We start from the raw sequence: 19,862 nt of genomic DNA on the forward strand, positions 1-19,862 counted from the left end.
GACCCCGAGGGTTCACGAATCTAACCTGAGTTCTCATACATAGACAGCATCTGCATACAGGGATGAGACTCATGGCAGGGTTCAGCACGGATCCGGGCGGCGTGGTCCAGCGGTTGCGGGACGGCATGGCGAGCGGGGTCCTGTCCTTCCCGCTCACAAGCTTCACGGCGGACGGCGACCTCGACCCGGAGTCCTACCGGGCCTACCTGGCCGGCCGGCTCGCCACGGCTCCGGGCGCGGTGTTCCCCGCCTGCGGAACCGGCGAGTTCAGCGCGCTGGACGAGGACGAGTACCGCGCCGTCGTCACCGCCACGGTCGAGGTCGCCGACGGCCGCATGCCCGTGGTCGCGGGCACCGGCTATGGATGGGCACAGGCGCTGCGGTTCGCCCGGATCGCCGAGGAGGCCGGCGCGGACGCCCTCCTCGTACTGCCGCACTATCTCGTCGAGGCCCCCGAGTCCGGCCTGGTCGAGCAGCTGCGCCGGATCGCCGCCGGGACCCGGCTGCCACTCATCGCCTACCAGCGTGGCCCGGTCGCTTTCACCCCCGAGGGACTGCGGGCCGTCGCGGCGGTCCCGGGCGTCATCGGACTCAAGGACGGGCACAGCGACCTGGACCGGCTCCAGCGCCTCACGCTCGCCGCGCCCGACGGCTTCCTCTTCTTCAACGGGGCCGCCACCGCCGAGATCCAGGCCCGCGCGTACGCCGCCGTCGGCGTCCCCGCCTACTCGTCGGCCGTCCACGCGTTCGCACCCGAGATCGCCGGCGCCTTCTTCACCGCCCTGCGCACCGGCGACGAGGCCACCGCGAACAAGCTGCTGCGCGACTTCTACGTCCCGCTCGTCGAGCTGCGCGACACGGTGCCCGGCTACGCCGTGTCCCTGGTCAAGGCCGCCGCCCGGCTGCGGGGTCTGCCCGTCGGCCCGGTGCGCGCGCCGCTCACCGATCCCGCCCCGGCCGATCTGGCCGCTCTGGAGCGGATCCTCGACACGGGACTGGCCCTCGTCGGAGCGGTGCGGCGGCCCACCTGAGGCACGCGGGGAACGGCCCCGCGGGGCTCGGGGCGGGCCGGACCCTGGCCCGCCCCGTCGCCGTCATCCTGGGATTCCCGGCCCCGGTCACCCACGTACACAAGGAATGTGATGAAGAGTCAGCAACCGACGATCACCGAGTTCTCCGTCTACCCCGTCGCCGGACGGGACTGCATGGAACTGAATTTGTCGGGCGCCCACGGTCCCTGGTTCACCCGCAATGTCGTGGTCCTCAGGGACTCCGAGGGGCGGACCGGGCTCGGCGAGGTGCCGGGCGGGGAGAAGATCACCCGGACGCTGCGGGACGCCGGGCCCCTGGTCCTCGGGGCGAAGGTGGGCGATTTCCAGCGTGTCCTGCGTGACATCGGGGACCGCTTCGGCGACCGGGACGCGGGCGGCCGGGGCGCCCAGACCTTCGACCTGCGCACGACCGTCCACGCCGTCACGGCCGTCGAGGCGGCCCTTCTCGACCTGCTCGGCCGGCACCTCGACGTGCCGGTCGCCGCCCTCCTCGGTGACGGACAGCAACGCGACCGGGTGCGGGTTCTGGGCTACCTCTTCTTCGTCGGCGACCCGGACCGCACGGATCTGCCGTACGTACGCGAGAGCGGCTCGGACGTGGACTGGTACCGCCTGCGGCACGAGGAGTCGCTGACGCCCGCCGCGATCGTCCGGCAGGCCGAGGCCGCCCACGCGCTGTACGGGTTCCGGGACTTCAAACTCAAGGGCGGCGTCCTGGAAGGCACCGAGGAGGTCAGGGCCGTACGCGCGCTCAAGGACCGCTTCCCCGAGGCCCGCGTCACGCTCGACCCCAATGGCGCCTGGTCGCTGCGCGAGGCGATCGAGCTGTGCGGGCCCCTGGTCGGCACGCTCGCCTACGCCGAGGACCCCTGCGGCGCCGAGGGCGGCTACTCGGGGCGGGAGATCCTGGCCGAGTTCCGCCGGGCGACCGGGCTGCCGACGGCGACCAACATGATCGCCACGGACTGGCGGCAGCTCACCCACGCCCTGGCGCTCCAGTCGGTCTCGATCCCGCTCGCCGACCCTCACTTCTGGACCATGCGGGGCTCGGTGCGTGTGGCCCAGCTCTGCAACGCGATGGGCCTGACCTGGGGCTGCCACTCGAACAACCACTTCGACATCTCGCTCGCCATGGTCACCCACTGCGGAGCCGCCGCACCTGGCCCGTACAACGCCCTGGACACCCACTGGATCTGGCAGGAGGGCCTGGAGCGGCTCACGGTCGCCCCGCCGCGCATCGTCGACGGCGAGATCGCGGTGCCGGACGCACCGGGCCTCGGCGTCGAGCTGGACATGGACCGGCTGCTGGCGGCGCACGAGCTGTACCTGAAGGAGGCTCTCGGCGCCCGGGACGACGCCGTCGCCATGCGCCATCTGGTTCCCGGGTGGGAATTCGCCCCCAAGCGGCCGGCCCTGGTGCGCTGACCGCCGCCCGACCCCGGACCCGCTCCCGCAAAAAGCGCCGCCGACCCCTTGCACTGAAGGGCGGACACCTGAATTACTGTCCGGAAGAGAACGACCGAATGATCGGTCGTCCACTATGGCACGGTTGGCGAGGGAGAGGGCGCGATGGCGGGCTCGGCGGACTCGAAGGGCCTGCTCGACGCGGGCGAGCGGCTGGACCTGGAGGAACTGCGGGCGCTCCAGCTGGAGCGGCTGCGCGCGTCGCTGCGGCACGCCTACGAGAACGTCCCCTTCTACCGGGAGTCCTTCGACAAGGCCGGGCTGCGCCCCGACGACTGCCGCTCGCTCGCCGATCTGACCCGGTTCCCGTTCACGGTGAAGGCGGATCTGCGGGAGAACTACCCGTACGGGATGTTCGCCGTGCCGCAGGACCGCATCCGGCGCATCCACGCGTCGAGCGGGACGACCGGGCGGCCCACGGTCGTCGGCTACACGGAGAACGACCTGTCCATGTGGGCCGACATGGTGGCCCGTTCGATCCGCGCGGCGGGCGGCCGACCGGGCGACAAGGTCCATATCGCCTACGGCTACGGCCTGTTCACCGGCGGACTCGGCGCCCACTACGGCGCGGAACGCCTCGGCTGTACGGTGATCCCCGCGTCCGGCGGCATGACGGCACGTCAGGTCCAGCTGATCCAGGACCTGAAGCCCGAGATCATCATGGTGACACCGTCGTACATGCTGACCCTGCTCGACGAGTTCGAGCGCCAGGGCGTGGACCCGCGCGGCACCTCACTGCGGGTCGGCGTGTTCGGGGCCGAGCCGTGGACCGAGGAGATGCGCCGCGAGATCGAGGAGCGGTTCGCGATCGACGCGGTGGACATCTACGGGCTCTCGGAGGTCATCGGCCCCGGCGTCGCCCAGGAGTGCGTGGAGACCAAGGACGGTCTGCACATCTGGGAGGACCACTTCTACCCGGAGGTCGTCGACCCCCTCACCGGTGAGGTGCTGCCGGACGGCGAGGAGGGCGAACTGGTCTTCACCTCGCTCACCAAGGAGGCCATGCCCGTGGTCCGTTACCGGACACGGGACCTGACGCGGCTGCTGCCCGGTACGGCGCGGGTCTTCCGCCGGATGGAGAAGATCACCGGGCGCAGCGACGACATGGTGATCCTGCGCGGGGTCAATCTCTTCCCGACACAGATCGAGGAGATCGTGCTGCGGACTCCCGCGGTCGCCCCGCACTTCCAGCTCCGGCTGACCCGCGAGGGCCGTCTCGACGCCCTCACCGTACGCGCGGAGGCCCGGTACGGCGCCACACCCGAGCAGCGCGAGGCGGCGGCGCGGACGATCACCGCGGGCATCAAGGACGGGATCGGCGTCTCGGTCACCGTGGAGATCGTCGAACCGGAGTCCCTGGAACGGTCGGTGGGCAAGCTGAAGCGGATCGTGGACCTGCGCCCGCGCGCCTGACCGGCTGCGGACAGGGCCGCGGGGCGCCTGACACCCCCGCGGCCCTGTCCGCTACGCCGGGCCGAACCGGTCCCGCAGTTCCCGCTTGAGGATCTTCCCGCTGGCGTTGCGGGGCAGCTCGTCCACGAACAGGACCCGCTTGGGCGCCTTGAAGTGGGCGAGCTTCTCACGTGCGTGGGCGATGAGTTCGTCCTCGGTGACCTCGCCCCGGGGGACGACGACCGCGGTGACGGCCTCGATCCAGCGCTCGTCGGGCAGCCCGACGACGGCGACCTCGGCGACCCCCTCGTGCGTGTACAGGGCGTCCTCGACCTGCCGTGAAGCGACCAGGACACCACCGGAGTTGATGACGTCCTTCACCCGGTCCACCACGGTGAAGTATCCGTGGGCGTCGCGCACGGCGAGGTCTCCCGAGTGGAACCAGCCGTCGCGGAACGCCTCGGCCGTCTCCTCGGGCTTGTCCCAGTAGCCCTCGCACAACTGCGGTGAGCGGTAGACGACTTCGCCCGGTGTCCCGTCCGGCACGTCCTTGCCGTCCTCGTCGACGACCCGCGCGTCCACGAACAGCACCGGAGTGCCGCAGGAGTCCATCCGGCCCTTGTGCTCGTCGGGGCCGAGGACGGTGGCGAGGGGACCGATCTCGCTCTGGCCGAAGCAGTTGTAGAAGGCCAGCTTCGGCAGCCGTTCGCGGAGCCGTTCCAGGACGGGGACCGGCATGATCGACGCGCCGTAGTACGCCTTGCGCAGGCCGCTCAGGTCGCGTTCGGCGAAGTCGGGACGGTTCGACAGCCCGATCCACACGGTGGGCGGGGCGAACAGGCTGTCCGCGCGGCCCGCCTCGATCAGGTCGAAGATCTGTCCGCCGTCCGGCGCGTCGAGGATCGTGTTCGAGGCGCCGACCGCGAGGTAGGGCAGCAGGAACACATGCATCTGCGCCGAGTGGTAGAGCGGCAGCGAGTGCACCGGCAGGTCCCCGGCACTCAGATCGAGGGCGGTGATCGCGCTCAGGTACTCGTGCACCAGGGCGCGGTGCGTCATCATCGCGCCCTTGGGCAGCGCGGTGGTGCCCGAGGTGTAGAGGAGCTGTACGAGCGTGTCGCCGCGGGGCTCGTCACCGTCGTACGGGCGTGCCGCCTCCAGTCGTACGAGGAGTGAGTCGTCGGCGTCGCGCAGCGGCAGGGTCCGTACGCCCTCCGGGAGCCGGCCGGCGAGGTCGGGGTCGGTCAGGACCAGGGCGCATCCCGACTGGCCGACGATGTAGGCGAGGTCGTCGCCGGTCAGGTTCTGGTTCACGGGCACATGGACGAGTCCCGCGCGGGCGCAGGCGAGGAAGCCGATCAGATAGGCGTCCGAGTTGTGGCCGTAGGCGCCCACGCGGTCCCCCGGGGACAACCCCGCGTCGAGCAGGACGGTGGCCGCCCGGGAGACGGCCTCGTCGAGTTCCGCGTAGGTCCAGGAGCGCTCCCGGTAGTCGACGGCGCGCCGCGCCGGTGTGCGCCGGGCACTGCGCCGCAGTACCCCGTCAACCGTACTGCCGTGTCCAGGCGTCATGTCACGTGATCCTCGGTCCACGGGAGGGGGAGGTCAAGTCACCGCACGCGAGCCGGACGGAAGCCGGGCCGGAGCCGGACGGACACTCCGACGGCGCACTACCCGTTGGTAGGCTCAACCGCCCCTTCCCTCAATGATGTTGGGAGGCACGATGCGCACCCGTGGAAGACGATTACTCGTCACGGCCGTCGCTCTGTTGACCGCCGCGACCACGCTGCCCGCGGCCGCGGCCGAGCGGCACGCCGGACAGGAACATCCCTCGCACGGCGGCCTGTCGGCCGTGATCCGCTACACCGAGTACGGCATTCCGCACATCGTCGCCAAGGACTACGCGAACCTCGGCTTCGGCACCGGCTGGGCCCAGGCCGCCGACCAGGTGTGCACCCTGGCCGACGGGTTCGTGACCCTGCGCGGCGAGCGGTCCCGCTGGTTCGGGCCCGCCGCGGCACCGGACGGTTCGCTCTCCTCGGCGTCCACGAACCTCTCCAGCGACCTCTACTACCGCGGTGTGCGCGAGGCCGGCACGGTCGAGAAACTGCTCGCCGAGCCCGCCCCGCGGGGACCCAGCCGCGATGTCAAGGACCTCATGCGGGGCTGGGCGGCCGGCTACAACGCGTGGCTGTCGCAGAACCGCGTCACCGATCCGGCGTGCCGGGGAGCCGCCTGGGTCCGCCCGGTGACCCAGGCGGACGTCGCCGCGCGCGGGTTCGCGCTGGCCGTGCTCGGCGGCCAGGGGCGCGGAGTCGACGGCATCACGGCCGCGCAGCCACCGACGACGGGAACGCCGGCGGGTGCGGCGGCGACGGACACCGGTGAGCCCGGCAGACCGGCATCACGCTGACACCCTCAAGGCCGTCCGTGATGGACGCCCGCTTCCCCGCGCTGGCCCGGATGGAGCGGCAGGCCGCTGCGTACGTCGAGGCGATGCGGATCATCCAGCAGTGGATGCTGCCCAGCGACACGCGGGCCCTCGGGGAGCTGATGCCCGAGCTGCTGGAGGAAGTCCGGGAGCAGATCGCCGACAACCTCGTCAGGGCGGGCATCAATTGAGCCTCCCACCGTCCCGCATCAACCCCGGCCAGCGGCAGCGGCTACGGAAGTTCGTCGCTGTGCACCCCGGCCTGACGCACGCGGAGCTGATGGCCTCAGCCGACCGGGTACCGATGCGTCTGCTCATCACGGACGGCCTGACCGAGGTCGTGCACAGGTCCCTGGTCCGCAAGGACGACGACGGCCGGTTCTGGCCAGCCTGAGCTGGGCGGACTCGCAGCCAGCTGGATTACCTAAATCGGTTCCGATCATGGACCTGCGGGGCTCAGACTCTTCGTTCATGCTCATCGCTGCTGCAACCAAAGCAGTCACCGAATCCCACTGGTACGACGACTGGCCCAAGTTCACGCCCGGCTGGCTCGCGTTCGCCTGGGTCGTCATCAATGCGGCATGGAAGGGCCTCTGGGTCCGCCGCCAGCACCTCGCCCTCGGGCCCGAGGCTGAAGAACTCCGAACCCAGCTCGTCGGAGTGCGGGCGCTCCTTGAGGAAGTGACCTCCGGCAGCACCCGTGCGGACTGGTTCACACACGAAGACCGGCGCGAGACCGCCCGCGCGCTCCGCGACGCCGCCGAGCGGCGGAAGGACCCCGCACTCAAACTGGCTCTCGGCCGGGTTGCCGATGCCTGGGACTCGATCTTCGCGTCCGCGCCTCCGGTCCGGACCCGTGTCCGGTTCGTCGGCGGGTCGGAGGAAGTACGCAGGAGTCGCCAGGAGACCATCCTGGATAACTGCGATCTTGAACGGCTCCAGAACATGACCGACAGGGCACATGAAGCACTGCTGGACGTTCAGACGGCCCTGAGCCGACTGAACGAGTTGGAGCGCAAGACCCACGGCCGCTCATGACGACGGAGCCCCGCCGGGCGTACCCGGCGGGGCTCCTGTGTGAGGTCGGGCTACGGCCGCGAGATGGATGCGCCGCGGGGGTCCTGCGCCTGCTTCACGTCGTCCGCGTGCCAGACGGCCCGGGTCTCGGCCCGAGGGCAGAAGAACTCGGCGGCGCCGGGGGCGTTCATGCCGAGTCCCCAGCTTATGACCCAGGCCATGATGCCGATCAGCACCAGCGTGATCGGGCTCTTCACCTTGCTCATGACTGGACCTCCTCAGATTCCCGGGACGGTGGCGAGGGCCGCCTGTACGAACTCGGACGGGCCGCCCATCAGCAGCACCACGGCGGCGACCGCGATCAGGACGGGAACGCGGTGCTGCTTGGCGACGAGGAGGATCACTCCGAGGGCGACGAGGGCGCCGAACTCGATCACGCGTGGCCCCCCTCGGTGGCGGACCGTGCGCAGGTGCCGCCGGACGGTCTCGGGGTTGGCGTCCGGCAGAGCCTGTACGACGTCGGCCGGGTCGGTGGTGCCGGACTCGAACAGGGCCCGGACGGCGTCCTTGACGGATCCGGATCCACCGGGCTGTCCTGTCCGGATCCGCTCCGCCTCGGCCACCAGCTCGGGGCGCAGCGGTCGGCAGTCAGGCCGTCGGCGGCCGGGGTGGCCCCCTCCAGACCGTGACAGATCCGGCCGACCCGAGGGCGGCGGACTCATCCCGGATCCGGGCCCGGGTGCGGGCGAGCTACCGGGAACGACCCGGCCGCGTACCGCAGGCTGCTGGAACACGGGCAGTCGTGTGCCGGGTGCAGGCACGGCATGTGCCCCGAGGCCCGGCGTCTGTGGCGGGTGGTCCGGGGACGGACAGCGTAAGGCTGACCAGCACGAAGCCCGGCCGGAATGCTGCCCGGCCGGGCCCCGTCGTGTGTGGCGAGGACCTCAACCCCACTGCCAGCTCACCCTGTTGAGGAATCAGCCGGTGCGCGAGGGCCCTCCCTTTGTCGGTGGCGGCTGCCACAATTCGGTCCATGAGTGATGAGCTGCCGTCGCCCGACATGTCCCTGGCCCTCGACGCCCCGGCGAACGCCCCCCTGGTGAGTGAGTGGCTGCTCGGGACAAGCGCTGTACTCGCGTTTCACCTCGGGAAGACCGACATGGCGCGGATGATCGCCGACGTGTCGTCGGCTGAGGTCAGGCTCTGGAACACCGAGTACGACCACGAGGGCTACCGGATCGTGCTTGTGGTGGAGCCGGGCCTGTACCCGACGTACGACGAAAAGGCGCTGGAGGGCATCGCTGTGGTGATGCGCGACGTCATGTGGGGGTCGAGCAAGTCCGTCGATGAGCTTGTGGCCCGGCCGTCGATCCCCCGCCTCGGCCCGGACTGGCGCAGGCAGATCAAGACCGCCGACGGCCCCAAGCCCAGCAACCAGGGGCGCAAGGTGCAGCTCGAACCCAGTCACCCGGTCGAGGACCAGCTCCGGTTCACCAACGAATGGGAGCTGGACGTGTACCGGGTACTCCGGGAACGGCAGGAATCCCTCCCGGACGACGAGACGATCGGGATCGTGCCTCTGGGTGGCATGCGGGTGAGGGGCTGGACCTTCGAGCCCGACCTGCTGATCACGTATCGCGGGTACTCCGGGGTGATCGAGATCGACGGCCCGCACCACAAAGGCCACGCCGGGCGCGACCGCAGCCGCGACAGGCTGTTCCTGAACGCAGGAGTGAAGTACGTCGACCGCCTGAACGTCGAGGAGGTCAGCAGCCGGGCCGAGGTTGAGAAGTTCGTGGACGGCTTCCTGACTCGCCTCACGCGGTAGACAGCACGGAGCCCGGCCGGTGAACCGCACTGGCCGGGCTCCGTCGTGTGCGTGGTGGGTCAGTTCACCCAGTCGATGCGCACCGACTCGGGGTCGAAGTAGCCGCTGCCGGAGCCGGGCACGAACCCGGCCGGGCGGCCCTGCCGTGCACGGACCAGGGTGACCGTGGCGAGGCTGGCGAGGATCTTCCTCCGGCGCTCCAGGGGGTACCTCTCGCGCCACCAGTCCAGCGCGTCGGCCGGGTCGGCCGTGTGGCGCCGGACCAGCTCCGGCAGGTCGACGTCATCGAGCGGGCCGGACTGCGCTGCGGAGGCTGCGGCGGCAGCAGCGTCGGTGAGCTGCTGCTCGACAGCGGCGAGCCGCTCCTTGAGCTTCCGGGATGCGGTGCGGTACTCCACGGGGTCGGCCTCGTCGTCGTCGGCGAACGTCTCGGCCAGGGCCTCCAGGCGGGCCGAGAGAGCCGCGTGACGGACCTTCAGGTCGTCCATGGACGGCCCGGTCGGGACCTCCACCGCAGGGGCCGAGAACGCAGTCCTGGCGTCCTCGCGGCACAGCCGGGCGACGACTACCCGCTCCACGAAGTCATCAATGGGGACAGCGGTCCGGCTGACGTGGCTACCGGCGGTGCAGCGGTAGAGCTGCGGCTGCCCGCGCTTGGCTCCGCCGGGGCGGATGACGGCGCCGCAGTGGCAGTCGTACAGACCCGAGCCCAGGTACTTGACCGTCTTGCCGTCGTGGTCGCCGGAGCCAGTGCGACGGGCCGGGTCGGTCAGCACGTTACGCAGAGCGAGCCAGACGTCCATGTCCAGGATCGCGTCCCACTGCGCCAGGCCCACGTCCTCGCCCTGGTGCGCGACGCGTCCAGCGATCCGGGGCGACAGCAGCGTCTTGCGCAGGCTGGGGACGCTCCAGGCGTTACCGCGTGGGGTCTTGACCCCGCTGGCCGTCCACTGGCGACAGATGCCCGCCAGCGTCAGGCCGGTGTCCGGGTCGGCGGCATGGGCGAGGACTGCCGTCGCCGCGTTGCGGATCAGCTCGGCTTCCCGCTGGTCGATCTTCGGGACCTCGGGGTCCTCCCCCTTGGCCTTCCGCTTGACGGGCCGGTAGCCGAACGCGCGCGGGCCGCCGTGGTTCACTCCGGCTGCCCGGTTCTTCTGCTTCTTGTCGATCATGCGTTCAACGGAGTGCTCGACCTCATGCGTGGATACGCTGGCGAGGATACGGGCGACCATGCGGCCGGACGCGCTGGCGAGGTCCAGTTCGCCCTGCTTGACCGGCCGGATCACCGTGTACGTGCGGTCCACGATGTCGATCAGAGGCTCAAGGTCGCGCGCCTGCCGGTACAGCCGGTCTGTGTGCCAGACGAGGACCGCTTCCGCCTCGCCTGCGGCCAGCATGTCCAGCAGTTCCGCGTAGGCGGGGCGCCGGGCACGCTGGCCGCTCTTGCCGATGGCCGTGCGGTCGTCGTCGGACTTGACCCCGACGACGACCCAGCCGAGTTCGGCGGCGAGCTTGCGGCAGGCGTCTTCCTGCCTGGTGACCCCTTCGGCCTTGCCGGTCGGGTCGTGGGAGATACGGGTGTAGATGACCGCCCTGAGCGGCTGTTCTGTCCGTGTTGTGACCATGCGTCAAAAGTACGCCCTGATCATGAACTTAGAGAAGTCCAACAACAGTGCCTGGCTGGCCAATGCGGACCGGCCGCTGACCGGGTACGAGCGGGTGTTCGGCACGATCGGCACCCAGCGGTCGATGCGCACGCGCGGAGCCGTCGAGGACGTGGCCCGGATGGCCGCGCGGGGGCGGCTGACCGTACGCGATCTCCAGGCGCAGCAGTTCGCGAACCGGGTGCCCGCGGGTGATCTCGTCGCGGCCGACGCGGCGCGCGCCTGTGCCACGCTGCCGGGCGGCACGGCGACGGGATCCGACGGCAGGGCCGTCGACGTGAGTGAGGCGTGCGGTGTGCTGCGGGCCTGGGACCGTTCGATGGACACCGGGAGCCGGGGCGCGCTGTTCTTCGACCGTTTCTGGCGGAAGCTGACGGCCACGGTGCCGGGGGCGCAGCTCTGGAAGGTCCCGTTCTCGGCGGCCGATCCGGTCCTCACCCCGAACACGCTCGACACCTCCGCGCCGGGCTTCGCGACGGCGCTGGCCGACACGGTGACGGAGCTGCGGGCGGCGGGAATCGCGCTCGACGCGCGGCTGGGATCGGGCCAGTTCGTCGTGCGGAGTGGCCGGCGCATCCCCGTACCGGGCGGCACGGAGTCTCTCGGGGTGTGGAACAAGGTGGAGATGCCGTGGAATCCGGCGGCCGGCGGTTATACGGAGGTCACCACGGGGTCCTCGTACGTCCAGGCCGTCGGCTGGGGCGGCGGCCGCTGCCCGGTCGCCCGCACCCTGCTGACGTACTCCCAGTCCTCGAACCCGAACTCGCCGCACTACAGCGATCAGACGCGGCTGTTCTCGGACGAGAGGTGGGTGACGTCCCGGTTCTGTGAGAAGGACATCCTGTCGTCGCCGGGGCTGCGGGTGGTCCGGGTGAGCGACCGGCGCTGACCGCGGGCGGTGGACGACGGTGTGCGCGGTGCCCGGATCCGCTCCGGGCACCGCGCACCGCCGCGTCACATCGTCCGGGTGCGCCCCTCCCAGTAGGGATCGCGGAGCCGTCGCTTGTACAGCTTTCCGTTGGGGTCGCGGGGCATGGCGGCGATGAAGTCGACGCTCTTGGGCCGCTTGTACCCGGCGAGTTGCCGCTCGCAGTGGCCGAGGATGTCGGCGGCGAGCGCCGGTCCTGGTGCGTGGCCCGGCGCGGCCTCCACCACGGCCTTGACCTCCTCGCCCCAGTCGTCGTGCGGGATGCCGAAGGCGGCCGCGTCGGCGACGGCGGGGTGGGAGAGCAGCGCCGCCTCGATCTCGGCCGGGTAGATGTTGACCCCGCCGGAGATGATCATGTCGATCTTGCGGTCGCGGAGGAAGAGATAGCCGTCCTCGTCGAGCAGGCCGAGGTCCCCGACGGTGAAGAAGTCGCCGATGCGGTTCTTCCGGGTCTTGGTCTCGTCCTTGTGGTACGAGAATCCGCCGGTGCTCATCTTCATGTAGACGGTGCCGAGTTCACCGGGCGGCAGCCGGTTGCCGTCGTCGTCGAAGACGGCCAGTTCGCTGATGGGCCAGGCCTTGCCGACGGTGCCGGGCTTCTTCAGCCAGTCCTCGGCGGTCGCGAAGGCGCCGCCGCCCTCGCTGGCCGCGTAGTACTCCTCGACGCTCTCCCCCCACCACGCGATCATGGCCCGTTTCACATGGTCGGGGCACGGGGCGGCGCCGTGGATGGCGTGCCGCATGGAGGTGACGTCGTAGCGGGCCCTGACCTCGTCGGGGAGGGCCAGCAGCCGGTGGAACTGGGTCGGCACCATATGGGTGTGGGTGCACCGGTGTACGTCGATGACCCGCAGCATCTCCTCGGGTGTCCACTTGTCCATCAGCACCAGTCGGTGGCCGATGTGCAGGGACGCGCCCGCGAACTGGAGGACCGCGGTGTGGTAGAGCGGCGAGCAGACGAGGTGCACGTTGCCGTCGAACGGCCGGATGCCGAAGATGGCGAGGAAGCCGCCGAGATACGACTCCTCGGGGAGCTTGCCGGGCAGCGGGCGCCTGATGCCGCGGGGGCGGCCGGTGGTGCCCGAGGTGTAGTTCATGACCCAGCCGAGGGTGCGGTCGGCGGGCGCGGATCCGGGCTGTCCGTCGAGGAGTTCGGCGTACGGGCGGAAACCCTCGATGGTGCCGACCGCGTAGCGCCGCGCCGGGGCGAGCTTCGCCTCGTCGGCGGCGTGCCGGGCGGCGTCGGCGAAGCGTTCGTGGGCGATGAGGACCTTGGCCCCGGAGTCGGAGACGATCCAGGCGATCTCGGGTCCGACGAGGTGGTGGTTGACGGGGACGAGGTAGAGGCCCGCCTGCGAGGCGGCGAGGTAGGCGACGAGGAACTCGACGCCGTTGGGCAGGACGACGGCGAAGGAGTCGCCGCGTTCGAGGCCGGCGGCGCGCAGTCCGTGGACGAGGCCGTTGGCCGCCTCGTGCAGCCGCCCGGCGGTCCACTCCTCGCCGGTGGGGGTGACGAGGACGACGCGCTCGGGGTCGGCGGCGGCCTGGGCCCAGAAGCCGTTGGGTGATGTGGTCATGCTTCTTCTCCCCTGCCCGCGATGCGGTTGATGCGGTCCACGGCGTGCTCGAAGCCCCGGGTCAGGTCGTCGAAGACCTCCTGGACGGAGCGTTCGCTGTTCATCCGGCCGACGATCTGCCCGACGGGGGTGCCGAGCAGCGGCTCCACCTCGTACTTCTGGATGCGGGAGACGGCGTCGGCGACGAGGAGGCCCTGGAGCGGCATGGGGAGTGTGCCGGGCCCGTCCGGGTCGTCCCAGGCGTCGGTCCACTCGGTGCGCAGCTGGCGGGCGGGCTTGCCGGTCAGGGCGCGCGAGCGGACGGTGTCGCCGGAACCGGCCGCGAGCAGTTTGCGGGTGACGGCCGGGGAGTGCATGTCGGCCTCCGTCACGGTCAGCCACACCGATCCGAGCCACACTCCCTGGGCGCCGAGGCTCAGCGCGGCGGCCACCTGCTGTCCGCTGCCGATACCGCCCGCCGCCAGGACCGGCAACGGGCCCACGGCGTCGACGACTTCGGGGGTGAGCACCATCGAGGCGATCTCTCCCGTGTGTCCGCCCGCCTCGTAGCCCTGGGCGACGACGATGTCGATGCCGGCCTCGGCGTGCTTGCGCGCGTGCCGGGCGCTGCCCGCGAGGGCCGCGACGAGGACCCCGCGGTCGTGGGCACGCCGGATCACGTCCGCGGGCGGCGAGCCCAGCGCGTTGGCCAGCAGTCTGATCGGGTAGTCGAAGGCGACGTCGAGCTGGCCGCGGGCGACCTGTTCCATCCAGCCGGTGATGCGCCAGCCGGACGCCTCGCCCTCGGCGAGTTCGGGGACGCCGTACTTGGCGAGGGTGTCCTCGACGAACTGACGGTGGCCCGCTGGGATCATCGCCTCGACGTCGGCCTCGCTGACGCCCTCGACCTTCTTGGCGGGCATGACGACGTCGAGGCCGTAGGGCCTGCCGTCGACGTTCGCCTCGATCCAGTCGAGGTCGCGCTCCAGGTCCGTGGGGTCGGTGTAGCGGACCGCGCCGAGCACACCGAATCCGCCCGCGCGGCTGATGGCCGCGGCGACGGCGGGAAACGGCGTGAAGCCGAAGATGGCGTGCTCGACTCCCAGTTCCTTGCTCAGCTCCGTCTGCATGCGCGCAGGATGCCGCAGACGTCCGGACGAGGGAAGGCCTTTTCTGATACTCCGTCAGATCCTGGAGGGTCGCCCGGGAGGGTTGACACGCCCGCACCTGACGGGAAAGTTTCACTCGGCACAGCAGACCCGGAAAGATACTTTCAGGTGACGCGAGCGAGAGGCTTCCCGATGACCGAAGGCGCGAAGGACCCGGCGAAAGACACACAGGACAGAGCGCGCGACGGGCTGACCCGTCGTCAGTTGGGCCGGGGCGTACTGGCGATGGGCGGGGCGGTGGCCCTCGCCCCCTTCCCCGCGGGCCCGGCGGCGGCCTCGACGGGGAACGGCCACCGGACGCTCCAGCACGGCACACCCCGGCAGGCCGGGCTGCTCGCCGGCCATCTTCGCCAACTCGTGGCGGACGCACAGACGTTCCTCGCGCCCTCTCCCCGACACCCCTGGTACGCCGGTGCCGTACTGCTCGCGGGCCGGGGCGGCATCGTGGCCCTGCACGAACCGATCGGCAAGGCCGTGCGCTACGCGGCGTACGACGAGAAGACGGACACCGGCGTGGAGTTCCCCGCCGACCGCCAGATCCCGGCGTCGAGCGACACGGTCTACGACCTCGCTTCCGTGTCCAAGCTGTTCACCTCGATCCTCGCGGTGCAGCAGCTGGAGCGCGGCGCCCTGGAACTGGAGGCCTCCGTCGCCTCGTACCTCCCGGAGTTCGCGGGCGGCGGCAAGCAGGACGTGACCATCCGTCAACTGCTCACACACACCTCCGGGTTCCGCTCCTGGATCCCGCTGTACAAGGCTCCGACCCGCGAGGGGAAGCTCCAGCTCATCTGGGACGAGAAGCCCGTCTCCCGGCCCGGCAGCGCCTACCTCTACTCCGACCTGAACCTGATCTCGCTCCAGCTCGTCCTGGAGCGGATCACCGGCAGGAGCCTCGACACCCTGCTGCGCGACGAGATCACCGGCCCCCTCGGCATGGGCGCCACCCGCTACAACCCGCCCGCCTCGTGGAAGCCGCGGATCGCCGCCACCGAGGACGCCCGGGCGCCCTGGTCGGGACTGGACCGGGGACTCGTGTGGGGTGAGGTCCACGACGAGAACGCGTACTCCCTGGGCGGGGTCGCCGGTCACGCCGGGGTCTTCTCCTCCGCCTGGGATTTGGCGGTCCTCGGCCGTACGCTGCTGAACGGCGGCGCCTACGGCAGGGCGCGCATCCTGCGGCCGGAGTCGGTGGACCTGATGTTCACCGACTTCAACACCGCTTTCCCGGGCGACGAGCACGGCCTCGGCTTCGAGCTCTACCAGCACTGGTACATGGGCGCGATGGCGACACCGCGCACCGCCGGCCACACCGGCTTCACCGGCACCTCGCTCGTGCTCGACCCGACGACCGACTCCTTCCTGATCGTCCTCGGCAACTCCGTTCATCCCGTGCGCACGTGGCGATCCGGATCCGCTCCCCGGGTCGCCGCCGGAAACCGTCTCGCGCGAGCCGTCGCGGTGCGTCCGGCGCACGGGCGTACCTCGTGGTTCTCCGGAATGGCGAGCTCGTCGACGGCGACCCTGACACTGCCCGCGCTCGACACCACCGCCGGTCCGGCGCGGTTTCGCTGCGCGCTGTGGTGGGACACCGAACCCCGGTCGGACGTCCTGTTCCTGGAGTCCTCCACCGACGGCGGCACGACCTGGCAGCCGGTCCCCTTCACGACCCGGCGGCGGCCCGAGGACCCGGAGGACCATCCGGCGGGCACGGCCACCGGCTGGTCGGGGCGCACATGGCACCGGCTCGGCGCCGGCCTGCCGAGCGCGGCGGCTCTCACACTGCGCTGGCGGTACACCACCGACCGGCTGTACGTCGGCCGCGGCGCGTACGTCGGCGCGCTGCGGGTCGAGACGGGTGACCGCGTCGCCTTCGACGAGTCCCGGCCCGCGGACGCGGCGCGCGTCGCGGCGGCGGGCTGGTCACCGTCCCGGGACTGACGGCAGAGCGGCGGGACGCGCCCGGCCCCGGCAGGGGCGCCCGAGCAGTCGGCCGGAGCGCCCGACCGACCGGCTGGGCGCACCCTGCCCGCGTACCACCGCCCTCAGCCGCTCGCCCCGGCACCGCGCAAGCGCGAGGGCGGCGCGGCTCCGGCCTAGGCTTCCCGGCCCAGTGACTCCAGTACGGCCTTCGCGGCGTTGTGGCCCGGCACCCCGCTCACCCCGCCGCCGCGTACCGCGCCCGCCCCGCACAGCAGCACGTTCGCGTGCCGGGTCTCCACGCCCCAGCGGCCCGTGCCCTCCTGCGTGTAGGGGAAGGCGAGGTCGCGGTGGAAGATGTTGCCGCCCGGCAGGCGCAGGTCCCGTTCCAGGTCGAGCGGGGTCTTCGCCTCGATGCACGGGCGGCCGTCCGCGTCGGTGGCCAGACAGTCGGCGAGCGGCTCGGCGAGGTGCGCGTCGAGCTGGGCCAGCGTCGACTTCAGCAACTCCTCGCGTACGGCGTCGTTGTCCCGCTCGAAGAGCCGGGCCGGCGTGTGGAGACCGAAGAGCGTGAGGGTCTGGTATCCCCGCTCGACCAGGTCCCGGCCGAGGATGCTGGGATCGGTGAGCGAGTGGCAGTAGATCTCGGAGGGCGGCGCGGCGGGCAGCTCACCGGCCGCGGCCTGCGCGTGGGCGGCCGCGAGCTGCTCGTAGCCCTCCGCGATGTGGAAGGTCCCGGAGAATGCCTCGCGCGGGTCGACGGAGGTGTCGCGGAGCCTCGGCAGCCGCTTGAGCAGCATGTTCACCTTGAGCTGGGCGCCCTCGGCGGGAGTGGGCGGCTCGTCTCCGGTGAGGTGCGCGAGCTCCTGCGGCGAGGCGTTCACCAGGACGTGACGGGCCGCTACGACTCCCTCGCCGTCGGCCGTCCGGTAGGTGACCTCGGCGGACTCGCCGTCCGTGTCGATCCGCAGCACCTCGTGGCCGGTGGTGATCACGGCGCCCGCGGCGCGTGCGGCGCCGGTGATCGCGTCGGTGAGGGCGCCCATCCCGCCGACGGGCACGTCCCAGGCTCCCGTGCCGCCGCCGATCACGTGGTAGAGGAAGCAGCGGTTCTGCCGCAGTGACGGGTCGTGGGCGTCGGCGAAGGTGCCGATGAGGGCGTCGGTGAGGACGACTCCGCGCACGAGGTCGTCGGCGAAGTATTCCTCGACGGCCGTGCCGACCGGCTCCTCGAACAGGATCCTCCAGGCCTCCTCGTCGTCGACGCGCGCCCTCAACTCCTCGCGGGTGGGCAGCGGTTCGGTGAGCGTCGGGAACACGTTCTTCGCGACGCGGCCGGTCATCCCGTAGAAGCGCTGCCACGCCTCGTACTCGCGGTCCGAACCCGTCAGCCGGGCGAACGCCTCGCGGGTGCGCCGCTCGCCGCCGCCGACGAGCAGTCCGGTGGGCCGTCCGTCGCGCTCGACGGGGGTGTACGAGGAGACCGTCCGGCCCCGGACCCGGAAGTCGAGACCCAGGTCCCGCACGATCTTCCGGGGCAGCAGGCTGACCAGGTACGAGTAGCGCGACAGCCGCGCGTCGACCCCGGCGAACGGCCGGGTGGACACGGCGGCGCCACCGGTGTTCCCCAGGCGCTCCAGCACCAGCACGGACCGCCCGGCCCGCGCCAGATAGGCGGCGGCGACCAGTCCGTTGTGGCCTCCGCCGACGATCACGGCGTCATATCCCTCGTGTACAGGCATGCCTCTTCGTAGCACGTGATGATCTACGTCGGCCAGGGGTGCGCGGCAAGCGGCGGCACCCGTACGGCGGGGTCCGTCAGCGCGGCCGAAGGGTGTTGAGGCGGGCGGCCTGGCGTGTCAGATGGTCCCGCTCGGCCAGGTCGGGTGCCTTGCGCGCCGCCTCCGCGTACAGCCGTGCCGCCTTCACCAGGTCACCGTCGCGCTCGTGGAGGTACGCGGCCACCGCGGTGTGGCGGGGCAGGGAATCGTCCAGCTCCGCGAGCGCGGCGAGTCCTGCACGCGGTCCGTCGGCCTCGCCTACGGCCACCGCGCGGTTGAGCCGGACGACGGGGCTGTCGGTCAGGCGCGCCAGCTCGTCGTACCACTCGACGATCTGGACCCAGTCGGTCTCCTCGGCGGTGAGGGCGTCGGCGTGGAGTGCCGCGATGGCGGCCTGGGCCTGGAACTCGCCCAGCCGGTCGCGGGCGAGGGCCGCCTGGAGGATCGCGACGCCCTCGGCGATGACCCGGGTGTCCCACCGGCCGCGGTCCTGCTCGGCCAGCGGCACCAGACTGCCGTCGGGCGCGGTCCGGGCGGCGCGCCGGGCGTGGTGGAGCAGCATGAGGGCGAGCAGCCCCGCCACCTCGGGGTGGTCGACCTGGGCCGCGAGCCGGCGGGTGAGCCGGATGGCCTCGGCGACGAGGTCGACATCGCCGGAGTAGCCCTCGTTGAAGACCAGGTAGAGGACGCGCAGCACGGTGGCGACGTCACCGTTCCGGTCGAAGCGCACGCCGGAGACGGTGCGCTTGGCACGGCTGATGCGCTGCGCCATGGTCGCCTCGGGCACCAGATAGGCCTGGGCGATCTGGCGGGTGGTGAGCCCGCCGACGGCGCGCAGGGTGAGCGCGACCGCGGAGGACGGTGTGAGCGAGGGATGGGCGCACAGGAAGTAGAGCTGGAGCGTGTCGTCCACCGCGGACGCGGGTCCCGGCGCCGGCTCCTCGTCGACGAGGTCCTCGCGCCGGCGGCGGGCGGTGTCCGCCCGGGTCGCGTCGAGGAAGCGGCGCCAGGCCACGGTGACCAGCCAGCCCTTGGGGTCGCGCGGCTCGTCGTCCGGCCAGACACGGACGGCCTCGACGAGCGCGTCCTGCACGGCGTCCTCGGCCGCCGCGAAGTCGGCTCCGCGGCGGACGAGGACGGCCAGCACACTCGGTGTGAGGCTCCGGAGCAGGGCCTCGTCCAGGGGTGGGGTCACTCCGTGACCTTGTGGTGGGCGGTCAGGAACGGACGCACCTCGAGCCACTCGTGGATCGGTTCGCCGCCCGCGCCGGGGGCGGCCGACAGTTCCCCGGCCAGCTCGACGGCGCGCTCGGGGCTGTCGACGTCGATCACCATCCAGCCGGCGATGAGGTCCTTGGTCTCGGCGAACGGGCCGTCGGTGACCGGCGGGCGGCCCTCGCCGTCGTACCGGACCCACTGGCCCTCGGGGGCGAGCGCCTGGCCGTCGACGAACTCGCCGGTCTTCTCCAGCCGGGCCGCGAAGTCGTTCATGTACTGCACGTGGGCCGTGATCTCCTCCGGCTTCCACTGGTCCATGGGTACGTCGTTGACCGCGGCCGGGGCGCCCCGGTAGTGCTTGAGCAGCAGGTACTTGGCCATCGTGATCTCCTCCGTACTGGTGCGACCCATTGTGGTCGCCTTCACTGCTGGGACGGAGCGGGCC

General features: G+C 71.4%; 17 protein-coding genes and 2 pseudogenes. 10 read left to right on the top strand and 9 right to left on the bottom strand.

Going from position 1 to position 19,862, the window contains the following annotated elements:
- Window positions 1-71: 71 nt before the first annotated feature.
- The 3 genes from OG410_RS04865 (at window position 72) to paaK (ending at window position 3,929) form a co-directional block, all read left to right on the top strand.
- Complete coding sequence (locus tag OG410_RS04865; protein WP_329297977.1) at window positions 72-1,031, top strand: 5-dehydro-4-deoxyglucarate dehydratase; 960 nt, start codon at window positions 72-74, stop codon at window positions 1,029-1,031.
- Window positions 1,032-1,142: 111 nt separating this feature from the next.
- Complete coding sequence (locus OG410_RS04870) at window positions 1,143-2,477, top strand: enolase C-terminal domain-like protein (RefSeq protein ID WP_329297978.1); 1,335 nt, start codon at window positions 1,143-1,145, stop codon at window positions 2,475-2,477.
- A 144-nt stretch (window positions 2,478-2,621) separates the two neighbouring features.
- Window positions 2,622-3,929 (top strand): phenylacetate--CoA ligase PaaK, encoded by a 1,308-nt coding sequence (paaK, locus tag OG410_RS04875; protein ID WP_329297979.1) that lies wholly within the window; start codon window positions 2,622-2,624, stop codon window positions 3,927-3,929.
- A 51-nt stretch (window positions 3,930-3,980) separates the two neighbouring features.
- Here paaK and OG410_RS04880 read toward each other — a convergent pair whose 3' ends face one another.
- Window positions 3,981-5,480, bottom strand: coding sequence for an acyl-CoA synthetase (locus tag OG410_RS04880; RefSeq protein ID WP_329297980.1), 1,500 nt, complete (start codon window positions 5,478-5,480; stop codon window positions 3,981-3,983).
- A gap of 151 nt (window positions 5,481-5,631) precedes the next feature.
- Here OG410_RS04880 and OG410_RS04885 point away from each other — a divergent pair.
- The 4 genes and pseudogenes from OG410_RS04885 to OG410_RS04900 form a co-directional block, all read left to right on the top strand.
- Window positions 5,632-6,294 (top strand): annotated as a pseudogene (locus tag OG410_RS04885) (penicillin acylase family protein); the annotation flags it as partial.
- Window positions 6,295-6,341: 47 nt separating this feature from the next.
- Window positions 6,342-6,530 (top strand): hypothetical protein, encoded by a 189-nt coding sequence (locus OG410_RS04890; protein WP_329297981.1) that lies wholly within the window; start codon window positions 6,342-6,344, stop codon window positions 6,528-6,530.
- Complete coding sequence (locus OG410_RS04895; protein ID WP_329297982.1) at window positions 6,527-6,733, top strand: hypothetical protein; 207 nt, start codon at window positions 6,527-6,529, stop codon at window positions 6,731-6,733. Before OG410_RS04890 ends, OG410_RS04895 begins: the two co-directional genes overlap by 4 nt.
- A 47-nt stretch (window positions 6,734-6,780) precedes the next feature.
- Window positions 6,781-7,377: a hypothetical protein gene (locus tag OG410_RS04900; RefSeq protein ID WP_329297983.1), complete on the top strand. Its 597-nt coding sequence runs from the start codon at window positions 6,781-6,783 to the stop codon at window positions 7,375-7,377.
- A 50-nt stretch (window positions 7,378-7,427) separates the two neighbouring features.
- Here the strand turns inward: OG410_RS04900 and OG410_RS04905 are convergent, their stop codons facing one another.
- Together OG410_RS04905 and OG410_RS04910 are read right to left on the bottom strand one after the other, a co-directional pair.
- Window positions 7,428-7,622 (bottom strand): hypothetical protein, encoded by a 195-nt coding sequence (locus OG410_RS04905; protein ID WP_329297984.1) that lies wholly within the window; start codon window positions 7,620-7,622, stop codon window positions 7,428-7,430.
- A gap of 12 nt (window positions 7,623-7,634) precedes the next feature.
- A complete protein-coding gene (locus OG410_RS04910; protein WP_329297985.1) occupies window positions 7,635-7,979 on the bottom strand; it encodes a hypothetical protein in 345 nt (114 codons plus the stop codon).
- 410 nt (window positions 7,980-8,389) lie between these two features.
- On the opposite strand from OG410_RS04910, the gene OG410_RS04915 reads away from it, so the two are divergent.
- Entirely contained in the window at window positions 8,390-9,184 is a 795-nt protein-coding gene (locus tag OG410_RS04915) for a hypothetical protein (RefSeq protein WP_329297986.1), read from the top strand.
- 59 nt (window positions 9,185-9,243) lie between these two features.
- Here OG410_RS04915 and OG410_RS04920 read toward each other — a convergent pair whose 3' ends face one another.
- Window positions 9,244-10,809: a recombinase family protein gene (locus OG410_RS04920; protein ID WP_329297987.1), complete on the bottom strand. Its 1,566-nt coding sequence runs from the start codon at window positions 10,807-10,809 to the stop codon at window positions 9,244-9,246.
- A gap of 31 nt (window positions 10,810-10,840) precedes the next feature.
- Between OG410_RS04920 and OG410_RS04925 the strand changes: the two are divergent.
- Window positions 10,841-11,737 (top strand): annotated as a pseudogene (locus OG410_RS04925) (penicillin acylase family protein); the annotation flags it as partial.
- Between the two features lie 65 nt (window positions 11,738-11,802).
- Here the strand turns inward: OG410_RS04925 and OG410_RS04930 are convergent.
- On the bottom strand, window positions 11,803-13,353 hold the full coding sequence (locus OG410_RS04930) for an acyl-CoA synthetase (RefSeq protein ID WP_329297988.1): 1,551 nt from the start codon (window positions 13,351-13,353) through the stop codon (window positions 11,803-11,805).
- On the bottom strand, window positions 13,350-14,462 hold the full coding sequence (locus OG410_RS04935) for an NAD(P)H-dependent flavin oxidoreductase (RefSeq protein ID WP_329297989.1): 1,113 nt from the start codon (window positions 14,460-14,462) through the stop codon (window positions 13,350-13,352). The genes OG410_RS04930 and OG410_RS04935 overlap by 4 nt, the downstream gene beginning before the upstream one ends.
- 171 nt (window positions 14,463-14,633) lie before the next feature.
- On the opposite strand from OG410_RS04935, the gene OG410_RS04940 reads away from it, so the two are divergent.
- Entirely contained in the window at window positions 14,634-16,439 is a 1,806-nt protein-coding gene (locus tag OG410_RS04940) for a serine hydrolase (RefSeq protein WP_329297990.1), read from the top strand.
- Window positions 16,440-16,594: 155 nt separating this feature from the next.
- On the opposite strand, the gene OG410_RS04945 is transcribed toward OG410_RS04940, so the two are convergent.
- From OG410_RS04945 to OG410_RS04955, 3 genes are all read right to left on the bottom strand, one after another.
- A complete protein-coding gene (locus OG410_RS04945) occupies window positions 16,595-18,160 on the bottom strand; it encodes a phytoene desaturase family protein (protein ID WP_329297991.1) in 1,566 nt (521 codons plus the stop codon).
- Window positions 18,161-18,236: 76 nt separating this feature from the next.
- A complete protein-coding gene (locus tag OG410_RS04950; protein WP_329304020.1) occupies window positions 18,237-19,382 on the bottom strand; it encodes an RNA polymerase sigma factor in 1,146 nt (381 codons plus the stop codon).
- 8 nt (window positions 19,383-19,390) lie between these two features.
- A complete protein-coding gene (locus tag OG410_RS04955) occupies window positions 19,391-19,798 on the bottom strand; it encodes a YciI family protein (protein WP_328458672.1) in 408 nt (135 codons plus the stop codon).
- Between the last annotated feature and the right edge of the window lie 64 nt (window positions 19,799-19,862).

It is taken from the genome of Streptomyces sp. NBC_00659, from assembly GCF_036226925.1.
Lineage (GTDB): Bacteria > Actinomycetota > Actinomycetes > Streptomycetales > Streptomycetaceae > Streptomyces.